The organism is Reichenbachiella sp. (assembly GCF_033344935.1).
In the GTDB taxonomy this organism is placed as follows: Bacteria; Bacteroidota; Bacteroidia; order Cytophagales; family Cyclobacteriaceae; genus Reichenbachiella.
Genome location: NZ_JAWPMM010000001.1, coordinates 4,266,302 through 4,286,478, shown reverse-complemented (window position 1 = coordinate 4,286,478; position 20,177 = coordinate 4,266,302). Strand labels below are relative to the sequence as shown.

Sequence of the window (20,177 nt, the reverse complement as noted above, 5' to 3'; positions counted from 1 at the left end):
CACTGAAATAATCGAATATAGTCATGGAAGAAATAGAAATGTTTTTGGCTGAAGCCAAAGAATTAATGGATAAATCTGTTAGTCACTGTAATCATGAACTTGGAAAAATAAGAGCTGGAAAAGCCATGCCCAATATGTTGGATGGTTTGATGGTTGAGTACTATGGTGCCATGACTCCAATCAACCAGGTGGCAGTAGTGAGTACGCCAGATGCAAGGACATTGTCAGTTAAGCCATTCGAGAAAAGCATTATTGCTGACGTAGAAAAGGCAATTATCAACAGTGACCTTGGTCTTAATCCTCAAAATGATGGTGAACAGATCAGAATAAATATCCCTCCTCTGACGGAAGAAAGAAGGTTGAATTTGATGAAACAAGTGAGGGCTGAGGCCGAAAATGGGAAAATCAGTATTCGAAATGTGAGAAAAGATACTAACGATTCATTGAAGGCTTTGGTAAAGGAAGGTGTATCAGAAGATGCCGTGAAAGGAGCCGAAGGTGACGTTCAGAAATTGACGGACAGTCATGTAGCTAAAATTGATGAGCTCGTAGTAGCTAAGGAAAAAGATATTATGACGATTTAATTATTGATAGAACTTTTTTCTAGCAATAAAGTCTTCAACTTCAGTGGGTACTAGATATTTGATCGAGTGCCCATTTTTTATGTTCGAACGAATGAAGGTAGCTGATATATCCAATAAGGGTGCTTCCACAAAATGGATACGATCAGTGATCTCAATTTGAGGCTTCTGATCTGCTGGCCTAGGGTATACCAATAATTCATGATGCTCTAAAATGGTTTGATAGTTCTTCCATTTGTGAAAGGAAGCTAGATTGTCTCCTCCGATGATTAGTGAAAATTCTTTGTCTGGATTCTTTTCAGAGAGGACTGCTAGAGTGTGTGCAGTATAGCTAGGCTTGGGTAGGTTAAATTCTATATCAGAGGTTCGAAATTTAGAGTTTTCGGATATGGCAGCATCCACCATGTCCAACCTATCGAATTCATGAAGAAGGTTTTTGTTCTTTTTGAATGGGTTTTGGGGGCTAATCACGAACCAAAGTTCATCAATATGCCCACTGTCCAGCATGGTTTGAGCAATGATCATATGTCCCATGTGAATGGGGTTGAATGAACCAAAAAACAATCCGACTCTCATAAGTCCAAATTTACTTCAAAAAGTCGCTGATCATTTTTTCAGCGTTCTCAAATGAGTCTTCCAGTTTGTCATTCACTAGAGTTACGTCGAACTTATTCTCAAATGACATCTCAAATTTAGCTTTGTAAAGTCTTCTGGATAAGCTGGCTTCGTCTTCTGTACCTCTATCTTTAAGACGTTCGGCTAGTACGGATTCATCCAAGACTTTTACGAAAATGGAAAGGGCGTCATCACCAAAGTATTCTTTCAGGCTAATTCCTCCTTTTACATCTACATCAAAAATGACATGATGACCCTTTTTCCAAATTCTATCAATTTCAGATTTAAGTGTCCCGTAAAAATTGCCTTCATAGACTTCTTCCCATTCTACAAATTCATTATTGTCTATTTTATTCTTGAATTCGTCTGGGGTTAAAAAATGATAGTCTTTACCATTGGTTTCTGTTCGTCCTCTTCTGTCTCTTGTCGATGCAGAAATTGAAAATTCAATGTTGGGAAATTGAGAAAGGATGTGTTTTACTATGGTCGTTTTCCCTGACCCCGATGGAGCAGAAAAAATTATGGCTTTGCCTTTATGCATGTATTAAGCAGATTTTGCGATTTTGGTTCTAATGGTATCAGCTAGTCCTTCAGGTACTTCTTTGCTAGCTAACTTCAACTGTACAAGCTTCCTTATTTCTTGATCAAGTTTGTAATGCTCTAGACACTTCAAACACATTTTAAGATGCCTTTTGAGATATACTTCCTGAGAACGACTGGCTTCACCATCTAAAACCAATTGAACTAAGTCAACATACTCAGTGCATTTGGCCATTCCTGTTCGGAATTTCATCTCATGTATTAATCTTTTTAAGCTCACAATTGCGGCAAATCTAATTATTAATATCCCATGCTCTGCGCATAAGACTGCAATTTTTCTTTCAACAAATTCCTTGCCCTATGAAGTCTGGACCGTACAGTGCCAATTGGAATGTCCAATATTTTAGCCATTTCTTCATAGGTAAAACCTTCCAAGTCACAAAGAATAATAACAGTTCTAAAGTCTACATCCAAGGCAGCAAGAGCGTTGGTTATCTCATCCCCTATGAGGTTTTTTACTGTATCTACTCTCAAATCCGTTGTAACTGATTTTTGAGTGCCTTCAGAATTGTAATAACCTTCCACCTCCTGATAATCAACCTTCGTAGGTTGTTTGCTTTTCTTTCGAAAGTCGTTGATGAAACTGTTTTTCATGATTCTGAACAGCCATGCTTTTGCATTAGTTCCCTGATGAAAGGAATTAATAAACCGGTATGATTTCATGAAGGTGTCTTGTACGAGGTCTTTGGCATCGTCTTCATCATAGGTAAGGCGGTGGGCAAAGTTGTACATAGCACGGATGTTAGGCATAAATTCTTCATTGAAGATTTTATCCTTGGCTTGAGTGGAATAGTTGTTTTTGGTCGGTGACTCTTCCATTAGTTTTGATTGACGTTCAAATATATGTATGAACACACAATCCTACGTTCTTAAATTTAAACGGTTTTGCTGAGTTAATAAATTCTATCAATGGTTTAACTCATTTTGACTATTAAAAAAGGCCACATTGTCTCAGTAGATACGGAGACAAGTGGCCTTTTGGATTTGAATTAAGTGATGAATATTTATTTTCAAGCTGGATTTATATTTTCAATCTCATGCTCTTGATCAGACTTTCAATCATTTGATGAGAAAAATGAATTTAGATTTTTCAGATTAAAATGACACATTTGTACTTCTTGGATCACATTTAAGCAGCCATTCATTGAGAAAAGTAGTAACTGTCATTTTATGCTTTGTTTGCTTTACGCAAATATATGGATCGGATAATTTGGATTCGTTGTATCAGCTACTCGAGTCTAAAATGGCCAATCGAGCAGAATACGAAGCTGCGAAGCTATCCAGAATTAATAATCTCAAAACCATTTTGGCCTCCGAAGAAATCAGCATTTCCGAAAGGCATCACGTCATCAATCGGCTGATCTCCGAATATTCTATATTTAGTTTTGACTCTACTTTGCACTACATCGATGTGAACTTGAGCGACCAGAGTATATTAGATAACCCCGAGGCCTTCAACGAAACTATATTGATCCAGGCCACCCTCTTCGTGAAGTCTGGGGCGTACAAGGAGAGTATAGACATCATCAGCCAGGTGAACGAAAGGGCGCTGGACAAAACCGGCAAAATTCGCTACTACAATGTGTATCGTAAAATCTACGAGGATTTGTCATTTTATACTTCGCTGGAGAAGAACCGAACGACATACGATGCGCTTTATAGAGCCTATTCGGATTCGTTGACAGATATTCTAAGCAAAGACTCTCCGGAGTTTTTGGCGATTCAAGAGAAGGAGTTTCGCGACTCTCGTCAATTGGGTTTGTGTGAGGACATCAATCGTAGAAGGTTTGAAAATCTTGAAATGGGCACCTCACAATATGCTATGGTGGCGTTCGAGCGGTCGTTGATTTATGAGCTGAAAGGCCAGGTGGAAAATCAGATCAAATATCTCATTCTTTCGGCGTGTTCAGACATACAGGCCTCGATCAAAGATCACGCCTCGCTCACGAAGCTCTCTTTGCTCCTATATGAAAACGGTCAAATTGAAAAAGCCTATAAGTACATTCAATTTTCTTCACAAGATGCCGAGTATTTCAATTCGCGCCTGCGATTTGTTGAGATCTCTAATATTTTACCTCTGATCACCAATGCCTATCAAAATATCATCAATGAGCAAAACCATGATTTGAAGCGCTATTTGCTTGTGATCAGTATTTTATTCATTGTACTTGCTTTCTTATTGTACAGTACTTTTCGTCAGGTGAAGAAGGTTCGCTCTACGCGAAATGCCTTGCATATGGCCAATGATTCTTTGAAAGTGCTGAATGAGGAGTTGAGCAACTCTAATCAAAACCTAACAAGCCTTAATGCTAAATTGGTAGAATCGGATAAGGTCAAAGAACAGTACATTGCCAATTTCCTTAATATCTGCTCTGAGTTTATTGATAAACTGGAAAATTACCAGCGCATGGTGAAAAGGTTGGTGTCTACCAGAAAGTTTGATAAACTGATGGCTCGGGCCAGTTCTCAAGAATTTATTGACGCGGAGGTTGAGGAATTTTACAAGACCTTCGATACTACTTTTCTCCATATCTATCCAGATTTCGTCGACCGGGTGAACGATCTGTTAGAAGAAGATCAAAAAATCATATTGAAAAAAGGAGAAGAGCTCAATACCGAATTGAGAATATTCGCCTTGATCCGTCTGGGCATTGATGACAGTTCTCAAATTTCGAAGCTACTTCGCTACTCAGTAAATACCATCTATAATTATAGAGCCAAAGTCAAAAATAAAGCTGTCAGCCCGAGAGAAGAATTCGAAAATCGAATTATGAAAATCGACGCCTTCACAGGCTGATATACTTAACAGTCGGTACCTTCAGTTTAGCTGATATTATTCCCTTTTTAGATTTATCTCACATATTTCCTGATTATTTAGTCCACTTTTTCCGAAAAGCATATTTCATGTATGTTATTGAAAATCAGTTGGTAAGGATTTTTTTAGATCCACTATCATCCACTTTTTAGCCACCGACGCTGGTATTCAGCTTTTTACTCAGCCTTATTTGTGAAGGTCAATGGATCGCCGTTGATCAATTGGCCAGAACTGAGATACAAAACTAAAAGCATGGATAAAAGACGATTACTAAAGACGATTATTGGAGCCACGATGATCGTGGTTTTGCAAGTGTCTGCTGCATGGGCGCAGACTCTCATCAAAGGAGAAATTCTAGACCCTACTGGAGAAGGAATCCCAGGGGTGACAATTCAAATTCTAGGTGGTACTTCAGGTACTATTACTCAATTCGATGGCACCTTCGAACTCAATTACGAATTCGAAGAAACGGATCAAATCGTGATAAGTGCTATAGGCTACGTGAGCCAAACGCTGACTGTTGGTACGCAGAGTTACTTCAAAGTTAGTTTGGAAGAAGACGTAATAGCGCTAGACGAAATCATTGTGGTGGGCTATGGCTCGCAGGAGCAAAAGGATGTGACTGGATCTATTGCCGTAGTTGGTGACGAGGATTTGACCCTCAGACCCAATACACAAATTGGTTCACTCATACAGGGAAAGGCAGCAGGTGTGCAAGTGATGTCTAGTAGTGGAAAGCCATCACAAGGATTGAATTTGAGGATTAGAGGTACCAATTCTATCAATGCCAGTAGTGAGCCGCTCTATGTAGTTGACGGTGTGCCTACTACGGATACAAGATCAATAAATCCGGCAGATGTAGCCTCTATTTCAATATTGAAAGACGCCTCATCGGCAGCCATCTATGGAGCGCAAGGCGCCAATGGGGTAGTGCTTATTACCACCAAAAGTGGTACATCGGAGCAAACCCAAATCGCTTTCAATGCCTATGGAGGGTTTTCTGAAGTATGGAAAAAACAAGATGTACTAGGCAGTAGAGACTATATCGAGCTGATGCAGGAGATGGGGCAGAATACTGATTGGGCCAACTACACTGCCAATACTGACTGGCAAGATGAAATATTCCAAAGAGGGGTGTCTCAAAATTATCAACTGTCTATTTCTGGCAAAGACGATAAAACCAATTACTACATATCAGGAGGCTGGACAGATCAAAAAGGTGCGGTAAGAAGTTCAGAAATGAACAGGGCTAATTTTAAAGTAAACCTAGATCATCAAGTCAATGACTGGCTAAAAGTGGGAACACGTACTGCCTATACGAGCTATTCAGATGTAGACGTTACGGACAACCTTAGTGTAAACCAAGGAGGAGTGCTGCTTGGAGCATTGTCTACCCCCTCAATTATTGATATTTATAATTCAGATGGGTCATTTACTAGCAACCCTTTTCAAAATTGGGAGAACCCACTGGCAAGTACCGACGGATCGGACAGGCAGTATAAAAATAATAGACTTTTAGCCAATGCCTACGCAGAAATTTCATTTCTGGAGAGCTTCACTTTTAAATCAAATATAGGAATTGACCATGGGGATGGGATTTACGATTACTTCCTGGATCCTTATCTGACTAGTTATGGAAAAGCGCTCAACGGGCGTGCAGAAAATAATACAAACAAGTCCAGATACTATATCATAGATAATACGCTGAGCTATAAAAAATCTCTAGGGAAGAGTAATTTGGAAGTCTTGGTTGGAGCTGTGCAGCAAAAGTTTCTTTGGGAAGACAATAGAGTTGTTACGCAAAATTTCTCGAGTAATGGTATACATACACCGAACGCTGGGTCTGAATTAATTGAAGCCACGGCTAGTAAATCCGAAAAAGCAAATCAGTCTTATATCAGTAGACTGACTTATGATTTCGATGACAAATATTTACTGACAGCCAACTTTAGAGCAGATGGATCTAGTGTTTTTGGCCCGGAGAATAGATGGGGTTTTTTTCCTTCGGTATCTGCCGGATGGAGACTGTCTGAAGAGACTTTCTTGAAAAGTTCTAGTTTGATTAGCGATTTGAAGTTAAGAGCTGGATGGGGGATCGTGGGAAATGACCAACTAGACGATGCCAATCGATACTCCTATCTCGGACTCGTAGGCAGTGGCGCTAATTACCCTATTGGGGGTAGTCCGCAGCCCGGTACTTTCCCTGCTTCTATTAGTAATTCTACCTTGAAGTGGGAAGAGTCTAACCAAATCAATTTTGGAGTTGACGTAGCCGTATGGAACAATAGAGTGGGGCTGACCATCGATGCCTATCGCAAGCGGACAAGTGACTTGTTGCTCAATGCTCCACTACCACGTACTACAGGTTTCGATAATGCGATTCAAAATATTGGGTCACTAGAAAACAGAGGTTTAGAGTTTGTCTTGAGCGCTGTCAACGTGGATACTGAGTTTAGGTGGAATACTGATATCAACTTGTCTTTCAACAGAAATGAAGTATTGGATATCGTTGGACAAGAGATCTTTGATGGCAATGTCGCAGGCAGAGGTGAGGCTAGTTTAGTCAGAGAAGGCGAGCCGTTGGGAACTTTGTATGGGTACGTTTATGGTGGAGTAGATCCGGCGACTGGAGATGCTTTTTACATCGGACAAGACGAAGGCAGCACATTCGCGCCTACTGCCGACGATCGACGGATCATTGGCAATGCCAACCCTGACTTTATTTATGGTATGACCAATACTTTTTCCTACAAAGGCATTTCATTATTGGTTTTCCTACAAGGCTCATATGGCAATGACATTTTGAATGCTTCGAGAATGGATATCGAGGGCATGACCGATCCTAAAAATCAGTCGGCCGCAGTGTTAGATAGATGGAAGCAGCCCGGTGATATTACTGACATTCCAAGATCGAGCTGGGGCAATACAGACAACTCCAGAATATCCACAAGATTTATCGAGGATGCATCCTATTTGCGGATCAAGACGGTGACTATAGGTTATGACTTACCACGCACCTTATTATCCAAAATCAAACTCACCGGACTCAAAGTGTATTTGACTGGCGAAAACCTGTTCACCTTCACTAAATACAGTGGCTTCGATCCTGAAGTAAATGCCTTTGGTTATAGCAATACCGCTCAGGGAATTGACTTCGGTACCTATCCTCAGACGAGAAATATTATCGCCGGTCTAAGTCTTACTTTTTAATAATACAAATCGAAAAAGTGATGAAAAAATATATAAACACAATCATAGTCTGTGGACTAATGACAATGACAAGTTGTAACGATTTCTTGGATCTTGAACCCATTTCGGAAGAGACCACGGAAGTAGGTTATGACAATGCTGGACAAATTGAAGCAGCACTCACTGGTGCCTATGAATCGTTTCAATCTTCTCAGTATTATGCTTGGGACAAGGTAATGTTTCAAGATATCAGATCGGACAATCACTATGCAGGTGGTGATAATCCTGAAATATTTCAATTTGATTGGTTGACTGTTACGCCTACCAATTCTCGATTGTTTGAAGATTGGTCTAATATATACAACGCCATTGCCAAAGCGAATATGGTATTGGAGCGGGCGCCATTGGTATCAGACCCTGTTTTGAGTGAGACTCGTAGAGATCAAATCATGGGAGAGGCTTATTTCCTGCGTGCTTACCACCACTATACCTTGGTGACCAGCTGGGGCGACGTGCCGATTATGGACAAGTTCACCTCTTCGACAGACCCGAGTGAAATTAGACCCGTAAAGAACACACAAGAAGAAGTTTATGACCAAATCATTACTGACTTGGATCTGGCCATTTCGCTCTTACCTGACACGTATGGCAGTGATGCCAGCGTCAACAAAGCGAGAGCTACAGCGGGTGCAGCACATGCCTTGGCTGCCAAGGCTTATCTACAGCGTCCGGTCAAGGACTATGCGAGTGCTTTGAGCCATGCAGAAGCAGTGGAGGCCAGTGCAGCGGGCTATCGATTGATCAACTATGAGCACTTGTTCGATGGCAATCATTACAACAATGACGAGTCGATCATGGAAGTACAATTCCTCGGAGGTGCAGAAGGCACCTGGGGTCCACAGATGCATTTGCCACCCTCTATTTCAGGAGATACTTGGAGAAAATTTACGACCCCATCGCACAACTTGATCGACGCATATAATGCAGAAGGCGACGCCACGCGACTCAATGCGGCTGTCATCTTCGAAACAGTTTCATGGGTGGACGAATTCTGGGGAAATGCCACAGGCAGCTCTATTCCATTCGCCTACAAATGGAAAAATGCTGATGGCTGGGCCAGTGCAGATAGATTCTACTTATTTAGACTCGGTGATATTATTTTACTCAAAGCGGAAGCCTTAGCTGGGTTGGACAGGCTGAGCGAAGCAGCACAAGAAGTAAACAAAATAAGAAATCGAGTGGGATTGGCAAACCTAACTGCGGCCGACCAGGCTAGTCAAAGTGTCATGATGAGTGCTATTCTCAAAGAAAGAAGATTGGAATTGGCACAGGAAGGTCAGCGCTGGGATGATCTCGTTCGGTTTGGTGAAGTAGTGAATACAATGTCTTCACTAGTAGAAATCGATTTGAGGACTGGCCAACCTTTCGATTATGCTATGGATGACAGCAAAATCTACTTACCCATCCCTCAAGAAGAACTTGATAGAAACCCTAACCTGAAATAAGAAACGATCACCAGTCTTGGTGATTCTTACAATACGAAAACTAAATATTAAAACTTATGATTATGAAAAATTTACTAAAAAACAGCGTGTACTTAATGGCATTTTTGATGTGCTCATTATTGATCTCTTGTGGCGACGATGAGGGCGAGAATACACCAATAGTAGACGAGCCAATTGCAGGATTTTCTATGGAAAAAAATGAGGATAACAACCTCATTGTTACGTTTACCAGCACTTCTGTAGGCGGAGAAACATTCAGCTGGGATTTTGGTGATGATTCAGAATTGGTAACTACAGAAAATGCCACACACACCTATACTGCTAGTGGTACTTATACCGTCACGCTTACCGTTTCTAATGAAGGAGGATCAGATGCTTTGGAACAAAACATTACAGTGTCTGGTTTTGGTCCCAATTTGGTTACAGCAGGAGATATGAGTGACGCCTCAGCTTGGACGTTGGCCAGCCTTTGGGGTGGTGATGACAATGTGATGAACCATGCATTCAACGATACATCGATGGTGTTTTTGAGCAGTTCTACGCCGCCCGAGATAGAAGGAGAAGACCCTACGCCAAATGAGTACTCTAATTATATGCTTTACCAGGAAGTAGCTCTTGAAGGAGGTAAAACTTACAAATTCAGTGCAGATGTCAGCAGTACTTCTGGTACTACAGCCACTTGGTTTGAAGTATACATGCTCAAAGCAGAACCAGTTGTAGAAGATGATATCAAATATACTCAGGTAGCACTTAAGGGATATGGAGAAGGAGAGGATTGTATTGCAAGTCCTTTTGCAGGCGACATCATGGAAATAGCAGGAGGATGCACTTCCGCCAATGCCTATGATCAAATGCTAGATGCTGAGGGTATGTTTACTCCTCCTACAGACTCATTGTCTACAAATAATTCGATATTCTTGGTATTTAAGGTAGGATCAGGATGGGCACCAGAAGGCGAAACTGCAGGATTTGGTGATGGGTTATTTCTTGACAATGTTGAGATCAAAGAAGCACTTTAATATAACCTCAAATAGTAAAATTGTTTGAATACTGGCGGGCATCTTGTCCGCCAGTTTAATAGAAAAATATGAAAATTAGATTGCTTGTTTTCTTGCTGCTTATTGGGTTTTCCAATCAGAAATGTAAAGATAAAGTTGAAGAGGAATTTGAACCGCCTGTGGTTGAGCCACCAGTCGGCGAAATCCCAGAGGTACAGATGTATCTCACCACTTCCAACGCAACACAAAAATTTGCACTGCAGGAAGCGGGCATAGATTTTCCTTTAGAGACTGCCAATTATACAATCACCATTGATCACTCTGAAGTGTATCAAGAAATTGACGGATTTGGTTTTGCCGTTACTGGAGGAAGTGCCTTGCATCTCAACAGTATGTCAGATGCCGCTCGGGCGCAGCTACTCAACAGGCTCTTTGCCACTACAGGCGAATCTATTGGTATTTCATATATCCGAATCAGCATCGGAGCTTCTGACCTAGACGAATCAGTATTTTCATACAATGATTTACCTGATGGCGAGACGGACGAAATGCAAGAACAATTTTCCATAGAACCAGATCGAACCCACTTGATACCCATATTGAAAGAAATTTTAGCGATCAATCCTGACCTCAAAATCATGGCGACGCCTTGGTCACCACCCACTTGGATGAAGACCAATGGATCTAGCAAGGGTGGCCAATTACTGGAGAAATATTATGATTCTTACGCGCTCTACCTGGCCAAGTACATAGAAGCGATGGCAACTGAAAATATCACTATTGAAAGTATGTCTGTGCAAAATGAGCCGTTGCATCCTGGCAACAACCCTAGCATGAGCATGTCAGCTGAAGAACAGTTGGCTTTTATAAAAACAGCCTTGGGGCCCACTTTTGAAGAAAGAAATATCGACACCAAAATCATCCTATATGATCACAATGCAGATAGACCGGATTACCCAATGACGATCTTGGCCGATGAGGAGGCCTATCAATACGTGGATGGATCTGGATTTCACTTATATGGTGGTGATATCAGTGCGCTAACTCAAGTGAGAAACGCCTATCCGGAAAAGAATATCTATTTCACAGAGCAGTGGTTCGGTGCGCCGGGCAATTTTTCGGGCGATTTGAAGTGGCACGTTCGAGAATTGATCATCGGAGCTACCAGAAACTGGAGTAAAAATGTGATCGAATGGAACCTCTCATCAGACCCCAACCTCGAACCTTACACCGATGGAGGATGTGATCAGTGCCTGGGGGGCATCACGATAGATGGCGACAATGTCACTTACAATGCAGGATACTATGTGGTGGCGCATGCGTCTAGATACGTGCGGCCTGGCAGTATTCGAATTCTCTCGAATAGCGACGGAGATATCTCCAATGTGGCTTTCAAAACCGAAGATAGTCAAGTGGTTCTCATCGTGCTAAACAATGGTGAGTCCACCAAAACAATCAACGTAGACCAGGGTGATGTCCAATTCTCAACCGTCTTGGATGCCGGATCTGTTGCTACTTATGTATGGAATGAATAATAAAAACATGAAAAATACAATTTACTTTCTACTTGCCTTTATTTTCTTTAATGCTTGCGCATCCAAGTCCATAGATTCCAGAAAAGAAAATCAATATCTGTCAATAACTTTAAAAGAAGCTAAGGTTTTTCTCACTGCTAAGGATACAGATTTACGATTGGCCGATATGGGAAATCAAATATTTGAGCCAGGAAAACAACCACTCGAAACAGAGCTTTCTATTTTTATAAATCCTAACAAACGTTTTCAAAAGTTTGTAGGCATAGGAGGCGCAATCACAGATGCTTCCGCAGAAACCTTTGCCAAACTGCCAAAGGACAAACAAGATGAGCTGATCAAGGCCTATTACTCCGTAGACGGCATTAATTATTCATTATTGAGGACGCATATTCACAGCTGCGATTTTAGTCCGAATTCTTATACCTATGTAGCAGACGGAGACAAGGAGTTGCAGACTTTCAATATTTCCCACGACTTAGAGTATCGAATACCGATGATGAAGCGTGCGATCGCAGAAGCCGGTGGGGAGTTGATGACCTATGTTTCGCCCTGGTCGCCACCTGCCTTTATGAAGTCCAATGGAGACATGCTCAAAGGCGGTAGTTTGCTGCCAGACTATTATGATTCTTGGGCGCTGTATTACGCCAAATTTATTCAAGAATATGAAGCCTTGGACATCCCGATTTGGGGGCTGACGATACAAAATGAACCCATGGCTACTCAGCGCTGGGAGTCATGCATTTACACGGCCAGTCAGGAAAGAGATTTTGTTAAAAATCATTTGGGTCCTACCCTTCAAAAAGAGGGGCTTGGTGATAAAAATATCATCGTATGGGATCACAATCGGGACCTGATTACCAATAGGGCCAATACGATATTGGAAGACCCTGAAGCAGCCAAGTATGTCTGGGGAACGGGCTTTCATTGGTACGAAACCTGGACTGGATCAGACCCCAAGTTTGAAAATGTGGGCAAAGTGAAAGAATCTTTTCCTGACAAGCAGTTGATGTTTACTGAAGGATGCAATGAAAACTTTGACGCTGCCAAATACCAATATTGGCCAAATGCCGAGAGATATGGTAAGTCCATGATCAATGATTTTAACAATGGTACGGCTGGCTGGACCGATTGGAATATTCTATTGGATCAGACAGGCGGGCCTAATCATGTGGAGAATTTTTGTTTTGCGCCTATACATGGTGATACGCGCACAGGGGAGTTGATATACACACCGTCCTACTACTACATAGGGCATTTTTCGAAGTTTATCAGACCAGGAGCACAGCGCGTGAGTACTGTGGCCAGCAGAAGTACGCTGATGGCGACTACCTGGTGCAACGAGGACCAGTCTATGGCGACCATCGTGATGAATGAAAGTGACGAAGAGATTACATATAAACTTTATGTAGGCGACCAAGTGACCAATCTGAAGATACCGGCCAGGGCTATTCAGACGGTTCTCTATTAGAAAGTTAGCCTTCGCGGTAGTTATATAAGGCAGCACAAAGTTCGATACTCCCCCCTTTTATTTTTTTGACTTGAAAAGTCAAATGCTCCATTGGGGGCGATACAAATTGTAACTAAACTACTATTATATGACGAACATGTATCATTTATTATCGCGAAAAGGTGGAGTGCTGCTACTGCTGCTCTTATCTTTTCTTTGCATGCGTAGTCCCGTATCCGCACAATTCGTGCACACGGACGGAACGCAAATTTTAGACGAAAATGGCAATGACATTTACTTCAGCGGCATGAATCTGGGGAATTGGTTGCTATGGGAAGGTTACCTGATGATGGGTGACTTCAACTACAGAACGCATTCGCAGTTTCTGCAAAGCGTGAGTGAAGCTTTTGGTAACGACATGGCCAAGGCCAAAGAGTTTGAGCATCAGTGGAGAATGAATTACCTGACTCAGCAAGGGATTTCAGATTTGAAGGCATTGGGCTACAATTCGGTTAGAGTGCCTTTTCATTTCAATATGTTTTGGGAGAACGATGCGCTGAAAAATGATGGTTTTCAGTACTTCGATCGAGTGATTGAGTTTTGTCGCAATGAAGGTATGTATGTGCTATTGGACATGCACGCCGCTCCAGGTTATCAAAATCCGGGCGATCATAGCGACAATGTAAATTCGCAAGCGGCACCTAATCAAGTGCGTAGTTCTGTCAAATTTTGGGACGGAAACAATGTGCAAATCGCAAGTACGGTCTGGAAGCATATTGCCAACTACTACAAAAACGAACCCGTAGTCTGGGGCTATGATCTGATCAATGAGCCTGTGCCGCAGCCTAACCGCGAGTATGAACTGTTGGGTTCGCTCATAGAGATGAGAAATGCCATCAGAGAAGTGGACAACAATCACATCATCGTAGCAGAAGGCTCTTGGTGGTCTTCCGACCTGACCAAAATAGATTGGATGGATCCAGTGACACAGGACTCTACCGGTATCAACAGTCGCTGGGACAACAATCTGGTCTATCAGCTGCACCACTATTCAGGAAACTATGCCGGCGACGGCCCAGTCCTGGACGAAAGAGCAGCCATTGCGACGAAGCTCGATGTGCCTTTGATCATGGGAGAATACGGAGAAGCGGACGAATACAATATCAGAGCGATGACCGATTGGTGTATTGCCAACAATGTCGATTATTTCCCATGGTCATTCAAGAAGATGTCCCACGACAGAACGCTGTGGACTATTCCGCCCAATTCGGCCTATGAAAGTCTAAAGTCATTTATAAATAGCGGCGGCACCGCACCAGCCTCTCTCTATGAGGATATGATCGATTTTGCACAAAACAATATTGCCAATGGATCTGCAGATATCATCTGGCACGAAGGGTATTATGACGCCACCAAGCCCCCTTGTGATCTTGGAGCACCAGCTAATTTGGATGGAGGTACACCCACACCAAACCAAATCACCCTGACCTGGGGAGATACTGCCAATGGTGAAGATCACTATACCGTAGCTAGAAACGGCGCTACCATCGCCACCTTACCGGCAAATAGCACGTCTTACGTTGACAGCGGACTCTCTGACGAAACGTGCTATTCTTACATCGTTACAGCTGTAGGTTCTTGCCCTCGTGGGGTCAACCTCCAGGTATGTACACCTTGTGGTGGCACACAAAGTCCTTATTTGGGCACAGCGGCCAATTTGCCTGGAACGGTCGAAGCCGAAAATTTTGACGCAGGATGTTCCGGTCAAGCTTATTTTGATACTGGAGATGGCAACAATGGCGGTGATTACCGAGAGGGTAATGTAGATATTTCTGCAACTGTAGATGGAGACTCGGATTACAATGTGGGATGGGTGGATGAAGGCGAGTGGCTGGAATACACCGTGGATGTGTCCAGTTCAGGAACTTACTATCTGTCCTATCGAGTAGCTACCCCAGAAAACACAGGTCAAATCCAACTTAAGGTAGCTGGCACTACCTTGGCGACTACCGATATTCCTGCTACAGGCGATTGGAATGCGTGGGAAACCGTGGAGGCGGAAGCCGTTGAATTAAGTGCGGGCGAGCAGGTTATGCAGATTTACTTTAGTGGAGGTAGTGTCAATTTAAATTCGTTCACCTTGACTTCGGGTGCACCTAATGCCGCTCCAGTAGCTGATGCGGGAGTTGATCAGTCCTTGTCCAGCAGTGCTACATCGACCACGCTCGATGGAAGCGGCAGCTACGACTCGGACAACGGGCCTTCAGCTTTGACTTATGCATGGACACAGACTTCAGGTAATACGGTGAGCCTTTCTGATGCTACGGCTGAGTCGCCAATCGTATCTGGCCTAAGTGCTGGCAATTCTTATGAATTTCAGTTGGTCGTGAATGATGGTTCCAAAAGCAGTGCGCCATCCTCGGTGTCGGTATCAGTAGATCAGGCACCTGTTTCATTCCCGTTGAGATTGGAGGCGGAGAATTATTCTTCGCAAAATGGCATCCAAACCGAAGACTGCCAAGAAGGCGGACAAAATGTAGGTTGGATCGATGGGGGAGATTGGATTCAGTTTGATAATATCAATATTCCTGTGTCAGGCACCTACACGATCACCTATCGTGTGGCTAGCCAAAACAATCAAGGTACATTCGATCTCACCACCAACAATGGGAGCACGAATCATGGCAGCGTAGATGTGAGCGAGTCAGGTTCTAATGGTTGGCAGGATTGGAAGCCCATCACTCAGACGGTCACTTTGCCTGCAGGCAGCAACGACTATCGAATTTCGATCACTGGCGGAGGGTTCAATATCAACTGGTTGGAGATAGCCTCAGGTGGTGTCGTAATTCCAAACCAAGCACCCGTGGCAGATGCAGGTAGTAACCAAACGTTGGCTAGCGGAACGTCTTCTACAAGTTTAGATGGAAGTGGAAGTAGTGACCCGGACGCTGGTCCTTCATCGCTGAACTATAGCTGGACACAAGTGGCTGGAGACAATGTTTCGATCTCTAACTCATCCGCTGTTTCACCAACGGTCAGTGGATTGTCGGACGGCAATTCTTATACTTTCCAGTTGATAGTGAATGATGGAGAAGATGATAGTAGTGCCTCTGCTGTGACCATCTCAGTGAATAATGGTTCGTCTGGTACCGCACTTAGAATTGAAGCAGAAGACTATTTCGAAATGTATGGATTGCAAACAGAGAATACCTCAGATACTGGCGGTGGTCAAAACATCGGCTGGATCGACGGTGGCGACTGGGCTGGCTATGAAGTAGACATTCCTGCTACAGGTGCTTATACAGTCAGTTATCGTGTGGCCAGTCAAAATGGCGGTGGTCAGATTCAGCTGGAGCAATTTGGTGGAGGAACAGTTTTCGGATCAGTAAATGTCTCATCCACTGGCGGTTGGCAGAATTGGACTACGATTTCACATACTGTGAACTTACAAGCTGGCGTGCAAGATTTGGCACTTGCTTTCCCATCTGGTGGATTGAATCTCAACTGGATAGAAATCAACAACACTTCTGGCGCGAGAATTCGAACGACCCAGCAAGACTTTGATAAAGTGAAACTCAGTTTGTTTCCAAATCCCGCGAACACGGAGGTTACTCTTACAGGCTTAGGGAGTCAATACGACCAGCTAATGATTTACGGTCTGATGGGCGAAATGAAGGCCTCCATTCAAGTGAAGGGTCTTTTAGAAACTACAATAGATGTTTCGGCCTTTAGTCCAGGATTGTACTTTGCTGTATTGTCCCAAAATGGAAATGCCAAAAGTAGAATAAAATTCAAAGTGCAGTAATAAACACGCGAAAGGGCCACTGGGGGGTGGCCTTGTGCTAAATAGGCAAAGCAAATAGTGCGACTTTATGTGGTGCTATTGCTTTGTCGTTTGGTGTATAATATGTTTCAAATAATCAATCTGTGGAGTAGTGGTATTTTTATGATTCCGGCATCCATTCATTTTAGCATTTTTTAGTTCAAAATCAGATAAGAAATAAAAGCTGTTTGAGTCCTTGATAGGAATGTGTTTGGTTATTGTAAATCAAGACGGACGAGTTTCTTTTATTTCCTGATTTTGAGCTGAAAAAAGCGTTAAGAAATGAATGCACGCCTAGATTTTTGACGGTTCGCCGCTGCGAAAACTTTTCATCAATGGAAAAGTTTGGCCCGCCGGCGAGGCGAAAGAATCGGAGAGCAGAAAATGATGATCGTATCTTGAAATTCCCAATCCTCCAATTTTTCGCTTGATCCTATAGTAAGCAAACCCTGTTTTGGAATTCAGTTATAAAAAAAGGTCATGATACAATGTATCATGACCTTTTACTTTTCGTAATTCAAACTTTCTTAGTATCTGTAGTATTCAGGCTTATATGGCCCTTCTGGTGTTACTCCGATATATTCTGCTTGTTCTTGGCTCAATACATCTAGATCCACACCTATTTTCGCCAAATGTAGTCTAGCTACTTTCTCGTCTAAGTGCTTAGGAAGCATATAAACTTTATTTTCGTAGGCGTCAGTATTTGTCCATAATTCGATTTGTGCCAATGTTTGGTTCGTAAATGAATTCGACATTACGAAAGATGGGTGGCCAGTAGCACATCCCAAGTTTACTAATCTACCTTCAGCTAATAGAATGATCTCTTTCCCATTCAGATCATAAAGGTCTACCTGAGGTTTGATTTCATTTTTCTTGGCGTTAGCATTCAACCAAGCTACATCTATTTCATTATCGAAATGGCCAATGTTACAAACGATAGCCTTGTCTTTCATTTTTTCGAAATGACGACCAACGATAATGTCTTTGTTTCCAGTTGTGGTTACGATAATGTCTCCTTCACCTACTACATCATCCATTTTCTTTACAGCAAAACCGTCCATGGCAGCTTGTAGCGCACATATTGGATCAATTTCAGTTACAATTACTCTCGCACCTGCACCTCTTAGTGAAGCTGCAGATCCTTTTCCAACGTCGCCATATCCAGCAACTACGGCTACTTTGCCAGCCATCATCACGTCAGTTGCTCGTCTGATTGCATCTACTAATGATTCTTTACATCCGTATTTGTTGTCAAACTTTGACTTAGTTACAGAGTCATTTACATTAATAGCTGGCATAACTAGGGTGCCATTAGCTTCTCTTTCTTGCAATCTGTGTACACCAGTAGTCGTCTCTTCAGACAATCCTTTGATGTCTTTTACCAATTCTGGGAATTTGTCGAAAACCATGTTGGTCAAGTCACCTCCATCATCCAAAATCATGTTCAAAGGCTTATCTCCTTCGAAAGCTGTCAATGTTTGCTCGATACACCAATCGAATTCTTCGTCGGTCAAACCTTTCCAAGCATAAACTGGAATACCAGCTGCTGCGATAGCCGCTGCTGCATGATCTTGTGTAGAGAAAATATTACATGAAGACCAGGTTACTTCTGCGCCAAGTTCAACCAAAGTTTCGATCAAAACTGCAGTCTGGATAGTCATGTGAAGACATCCTGCGATTCTTGCGCCTGCCAGCGGCTTGCTTTTTCCGTACTCTTCTCGTAGTGACATCAAGCCGGGCATTTCCGCCTCCGCCAGTTTGATTTCTTTTCGGCCCCAATCAGCCAGGCTAATGTCCTTTACCTTGAATTTTGATGCTGTATCTATCATTTCTTTATATTTTTCAATTTTGCGACTGCAAAGTTAAGTGTTTATTTGATGACGCAAAAACTTACTTTTAGTTCACTTGTAAACGACTTCTTTAAAAGCAAACTCATGTACCATCTCATTTTCTTGAATTTGCAATAATCCATGAGTGTTGACGCCGATTATTTTGCCGTTGAATATTCTTCCGGCTGCCTCGAACCTTTTCTCTTCATTGAAAAGATATAATCGCCTTAGGTATTGGGCTTGCAGTATCTTGAGTTTTCCGCTTTTGAGTTCGAGGTATTTTTTTTCCAATTCAATTAGAATCTGTTCAATAATGTCATTTATTTCATATTCATTTTCGGTAATATCTAATAAAGAGGTGGCTCGTAAATCACGGAAAAGTGACTGGTTGATATTTATGCCAATACCCACAATTGAAGATTCAATCTGAGAACCTTTTAAGGTGTTCTCTATAAGAATACCTCCGAGTTTCCTGTCTCTATAGTATATGTCATTGGGCCATTTGATTTTTAGTTCCTTGCCGAGAATTGGGAAAAGAGTTTGGTGTATGGCTAATGTTGTAATCAAATGAAGTTGAAATTGGCTTTGTGTTAGGATAGTGGTCGGTTTTAGGATCACAGTAAAGGTTGCATTCTTGCCGGGTTCACTTTCCCAAGTGTTGCCTCTTTGACCACGACCCTGAGTTTGATTTTGGGTGATGATGGTTGTGCCCTCTATTTGTGGTTTCTCTTTCAATAGCTCGGCGGCCTTGTCATTAGTCGAGTGACATTGTGACAGAAAAAGAACCTTTTTTCCAAGGAATTGAGTTTTGGCAAAGAATTTATGCAATATATATTGGTTAATTTTGTGGTAAAGTTAGAGACAAAGCATGACAGAAATAAAGGAAGCTCAAAATTCTAAAATCTTGAGTAATGCAGTGATACAAGGAATGAAGGAATTGAAAGCTTCTGATATTGTGTTGATAGATTTGAGAGATATTGGTAACGCTGTCGCTGATTTTTTTGTAATTTGCTCGGGTAATTCGGATACACAAATCGATGCCATTTCTGACTCTGTAGAAAAAGAAGTCTACAAAACCATTTCGGATAATCCTTGGAGAAAGGAAGGGAAGGAAAATAGAGAATGGATTTTGATGGATTATGCCAATGTAGTGGTGCATATCTTTAGAAAAGACCGAAGAGAATTTTACTCCCTGGAGAAACTTTGGGGGGATGCAATCATCACTTCTATCGAAGATTAA

The 20,177-nt window shown here is 42.2% G+C and carries 15 protein-coding genes; 9 read left to right on the top strand and 6 right to left on the bottom strand.

Annotation, left to right across the window (positions count from 1 at the left end; genetic code table 11):
* The first annotated feature begins 23 nt into the window (after nt 1-23).
* The gene (gene frr, locus R8N23_RS18460; RefSeq protein ID WP_318173082.1) at nt 24-584 is read left to right on the top strand and encodes a ribosome recycling factor; all 561 of its coding nucleotides are present in this window, start codon (nt 24-26) and stop codon (nt 582-584) included.
* Here the strand turns inward: frr and nadD are convergent, their stop codons facing one another.
* From nadD to R8N23_RS18440, 4 genes are read right to left on the bottom strand one after another with little or no spacing between them, the layout of a single operon-like run.
* A complete protein-coding gene (gene nadD, locus R8N23_RS18455; protein ID WP_318173081.1) occupies nt 585-1,157 on the bottom strand; it encodes a nicotinate (nicotinamide) nucleotide adenylyltransferase in 573 nt (190 codons plus the stop codon). It lies immediately after the preceding gene.
* A gap of 10 nt (nt 1,158-1,167) precedes the next feature.
* Nucleotides 1,168-1,737, bottom strand: a complete 570-nt coding sequence (gene gmk / locus R8N23_RS18450) for a guanylate kinase (RefSeq protein WP_318173080.1) — start codon at nt 1,735-1,737, stop codon at nt 1,168-1,170.
* Between the two features lie 3 nt (nt 1,738-1,740).
* Nucleotides 1,741-1,989 carry a zf-HC2 domain-containing protein gene (locus tag R8N23_RS18445; protein WP_318173079.1) on the bottom strand — a complete coding sequence of 83 codons (249 nt, stop codon included), beginning with the start codon at nt 1,987-1,989 and terminating at the stop codon, nt 1,741-1,743.
* Between the two features lie 47 nt (nt 1,990-2,036).
* Nucleotides 2,037-2,615: a sigma-70 family RNA polymerase sigma factor gene (locus R8N23_RS18440; protein WP_318173078.1), complete on the bottom strand. Its 579-nt coding sequence runs from the start codon at nt 2,613-2,615 to the stop codon at nt 2,037-2,039.
* Nucleotides 2,616-2,940: 325 nt separating this feature from the next.
* On the opposite strand from R8N23_RS18440, the gene R8N23_RS18435 reads away from it, so the two are divergent.
* The 7 genes from R8N23_RS18435 to R8N23_RS18405 all read left to right on the top strand — a co-directional run bounded on the left by R8N23_RS18435 (nt 2,941) and on the right by R8N23_RS18405 (nt 17,090).
* Nucleotides 2,941-4,593 (top strand): DUF6377 domain-containing protein, encoded by a 1,653-nt coding sequence (locus R8N23_RS18435; protein WP_318173077.1) that lies wholly within the window; start codon nt 2,941-2,943, stop codon nt 4,591-4,593.
* Nucleotides 4,594-4,863: 270 nt separating this feature from the next.
* A complete protein-coding gene (locus R8N23_RS18430; protein ID WP_318173076.1) occupies nt 4,864-7,821 on the top strand; it encodes a TonB-dependent receptor in 2,958 nt (985 codons plus the stop codon).
* Between the two features lie 20 nt (nt 7,822-7,841).
* On the top strand, nt 7,842-9,305 hold the full coding sequence (locus R8N23_RS18425; protein WP_318173075.1) for a RagB/SusD family nutrient uptake outer membrane protein: 1,464 nt from the start codon (nt 7,842-7,844) through the stop codon (nt 9,303-9,305).
* A 62-nt stretch (nt 9,306-9,367) separates the two neighbouring features.
* Nucleotides 9,368-10,324 (top strand): PKD domain-containing protein, encoded by a 957-nt coding sequence (locus tag R8N23_RS18420; protein ID WP_318173074.1) that lies wholly within the window; start codon nt 9,368-9,370, stop codon nt 10,322-10,324.
* 68 nt (nt 10,325-10,392) lie between these two features.
* The gene (locus R8N23_RS18415) at nt 10,393-11,838 is read left to right on the top strand and encodes a glycoside hydrolase family 30 protein (protein WP_318173073.1); all 1,446 of its coding nucleotides are present in this window, start codon (nt 10,393-10,395) and stop codon (nt 11,836-11,838) included.
* 7 nt (nt 11,839-11,845) lie between these two features.
* On the top strand, nt 11,846-13,306 hold the full coding sequence (locus tag R8N23_RS18410; protein ID WP_318173072.1) for a glycoside hydrolase family 30 protein: 1,461 nt from the start codon (nt 11,846-11,848) through the stop codon (nt 13,304-13,306).
* A gap of 199 nt (nt 13,307-13,505) precedes the next feature.
* The gene (locus R8N23_RS18405; RefSeq protein ID WP_318173071.1) at nt 13,506-17,090 is read left to right on the top strand and encodes a carbohydrate-binding protein; all 3,585 of its coding nucleotides are present in this window, start codon (nt 13,506-13,508) and stop codon (nt 17,088-17,090) included.
* Between the two features lie 545 nt (nt 17,091-17,635).
* Here R8N23_RS18405 and ahcY read toward each other — a convergent pair.
* Together ahcY and R8N23_RS18395 are read right to left on the bottom strand one after the other, a co-directional pair.
* On the bottom strand, nt 17,636-18,937 hold the full coding sequence (gene ahcY, locus R8N23_RS18400) for an adenosylhomocysteinase (RefSeq protein ID WP_318173070.1): 1,302 nt from the start codon (nt 18,935-18,937) through the stop codon (nt 17,636-17,638).
* A 72-nt stretch (nt 18,938-19,009) separates the two neighbouring features.
* Nucleotides 19,010-19,765, bottom strand: coding sequence for a biotin--[acetyl-CoA-carboxylase] ligase (locus R8N23_RS18395; RefSeq protein ID WP_318173069.1), 756 nt, complete (start codon nt 19,763-19,765; stop codon nt 19,010-19,012).
* Between the two features lie 40 nt (nt 19,766-19,805).
* Between R8N23_RS18395 and rsfS the strand changes: the two genes are divergently transcribed.
* Entirely contained in the window at nt 19,806-20,177 is a 372-nt protein-coding gene (gene rsfS / locus R8N23_RS18390; protein ID WP_318173068.1) for a ribosome silencing factor, read from the top strand.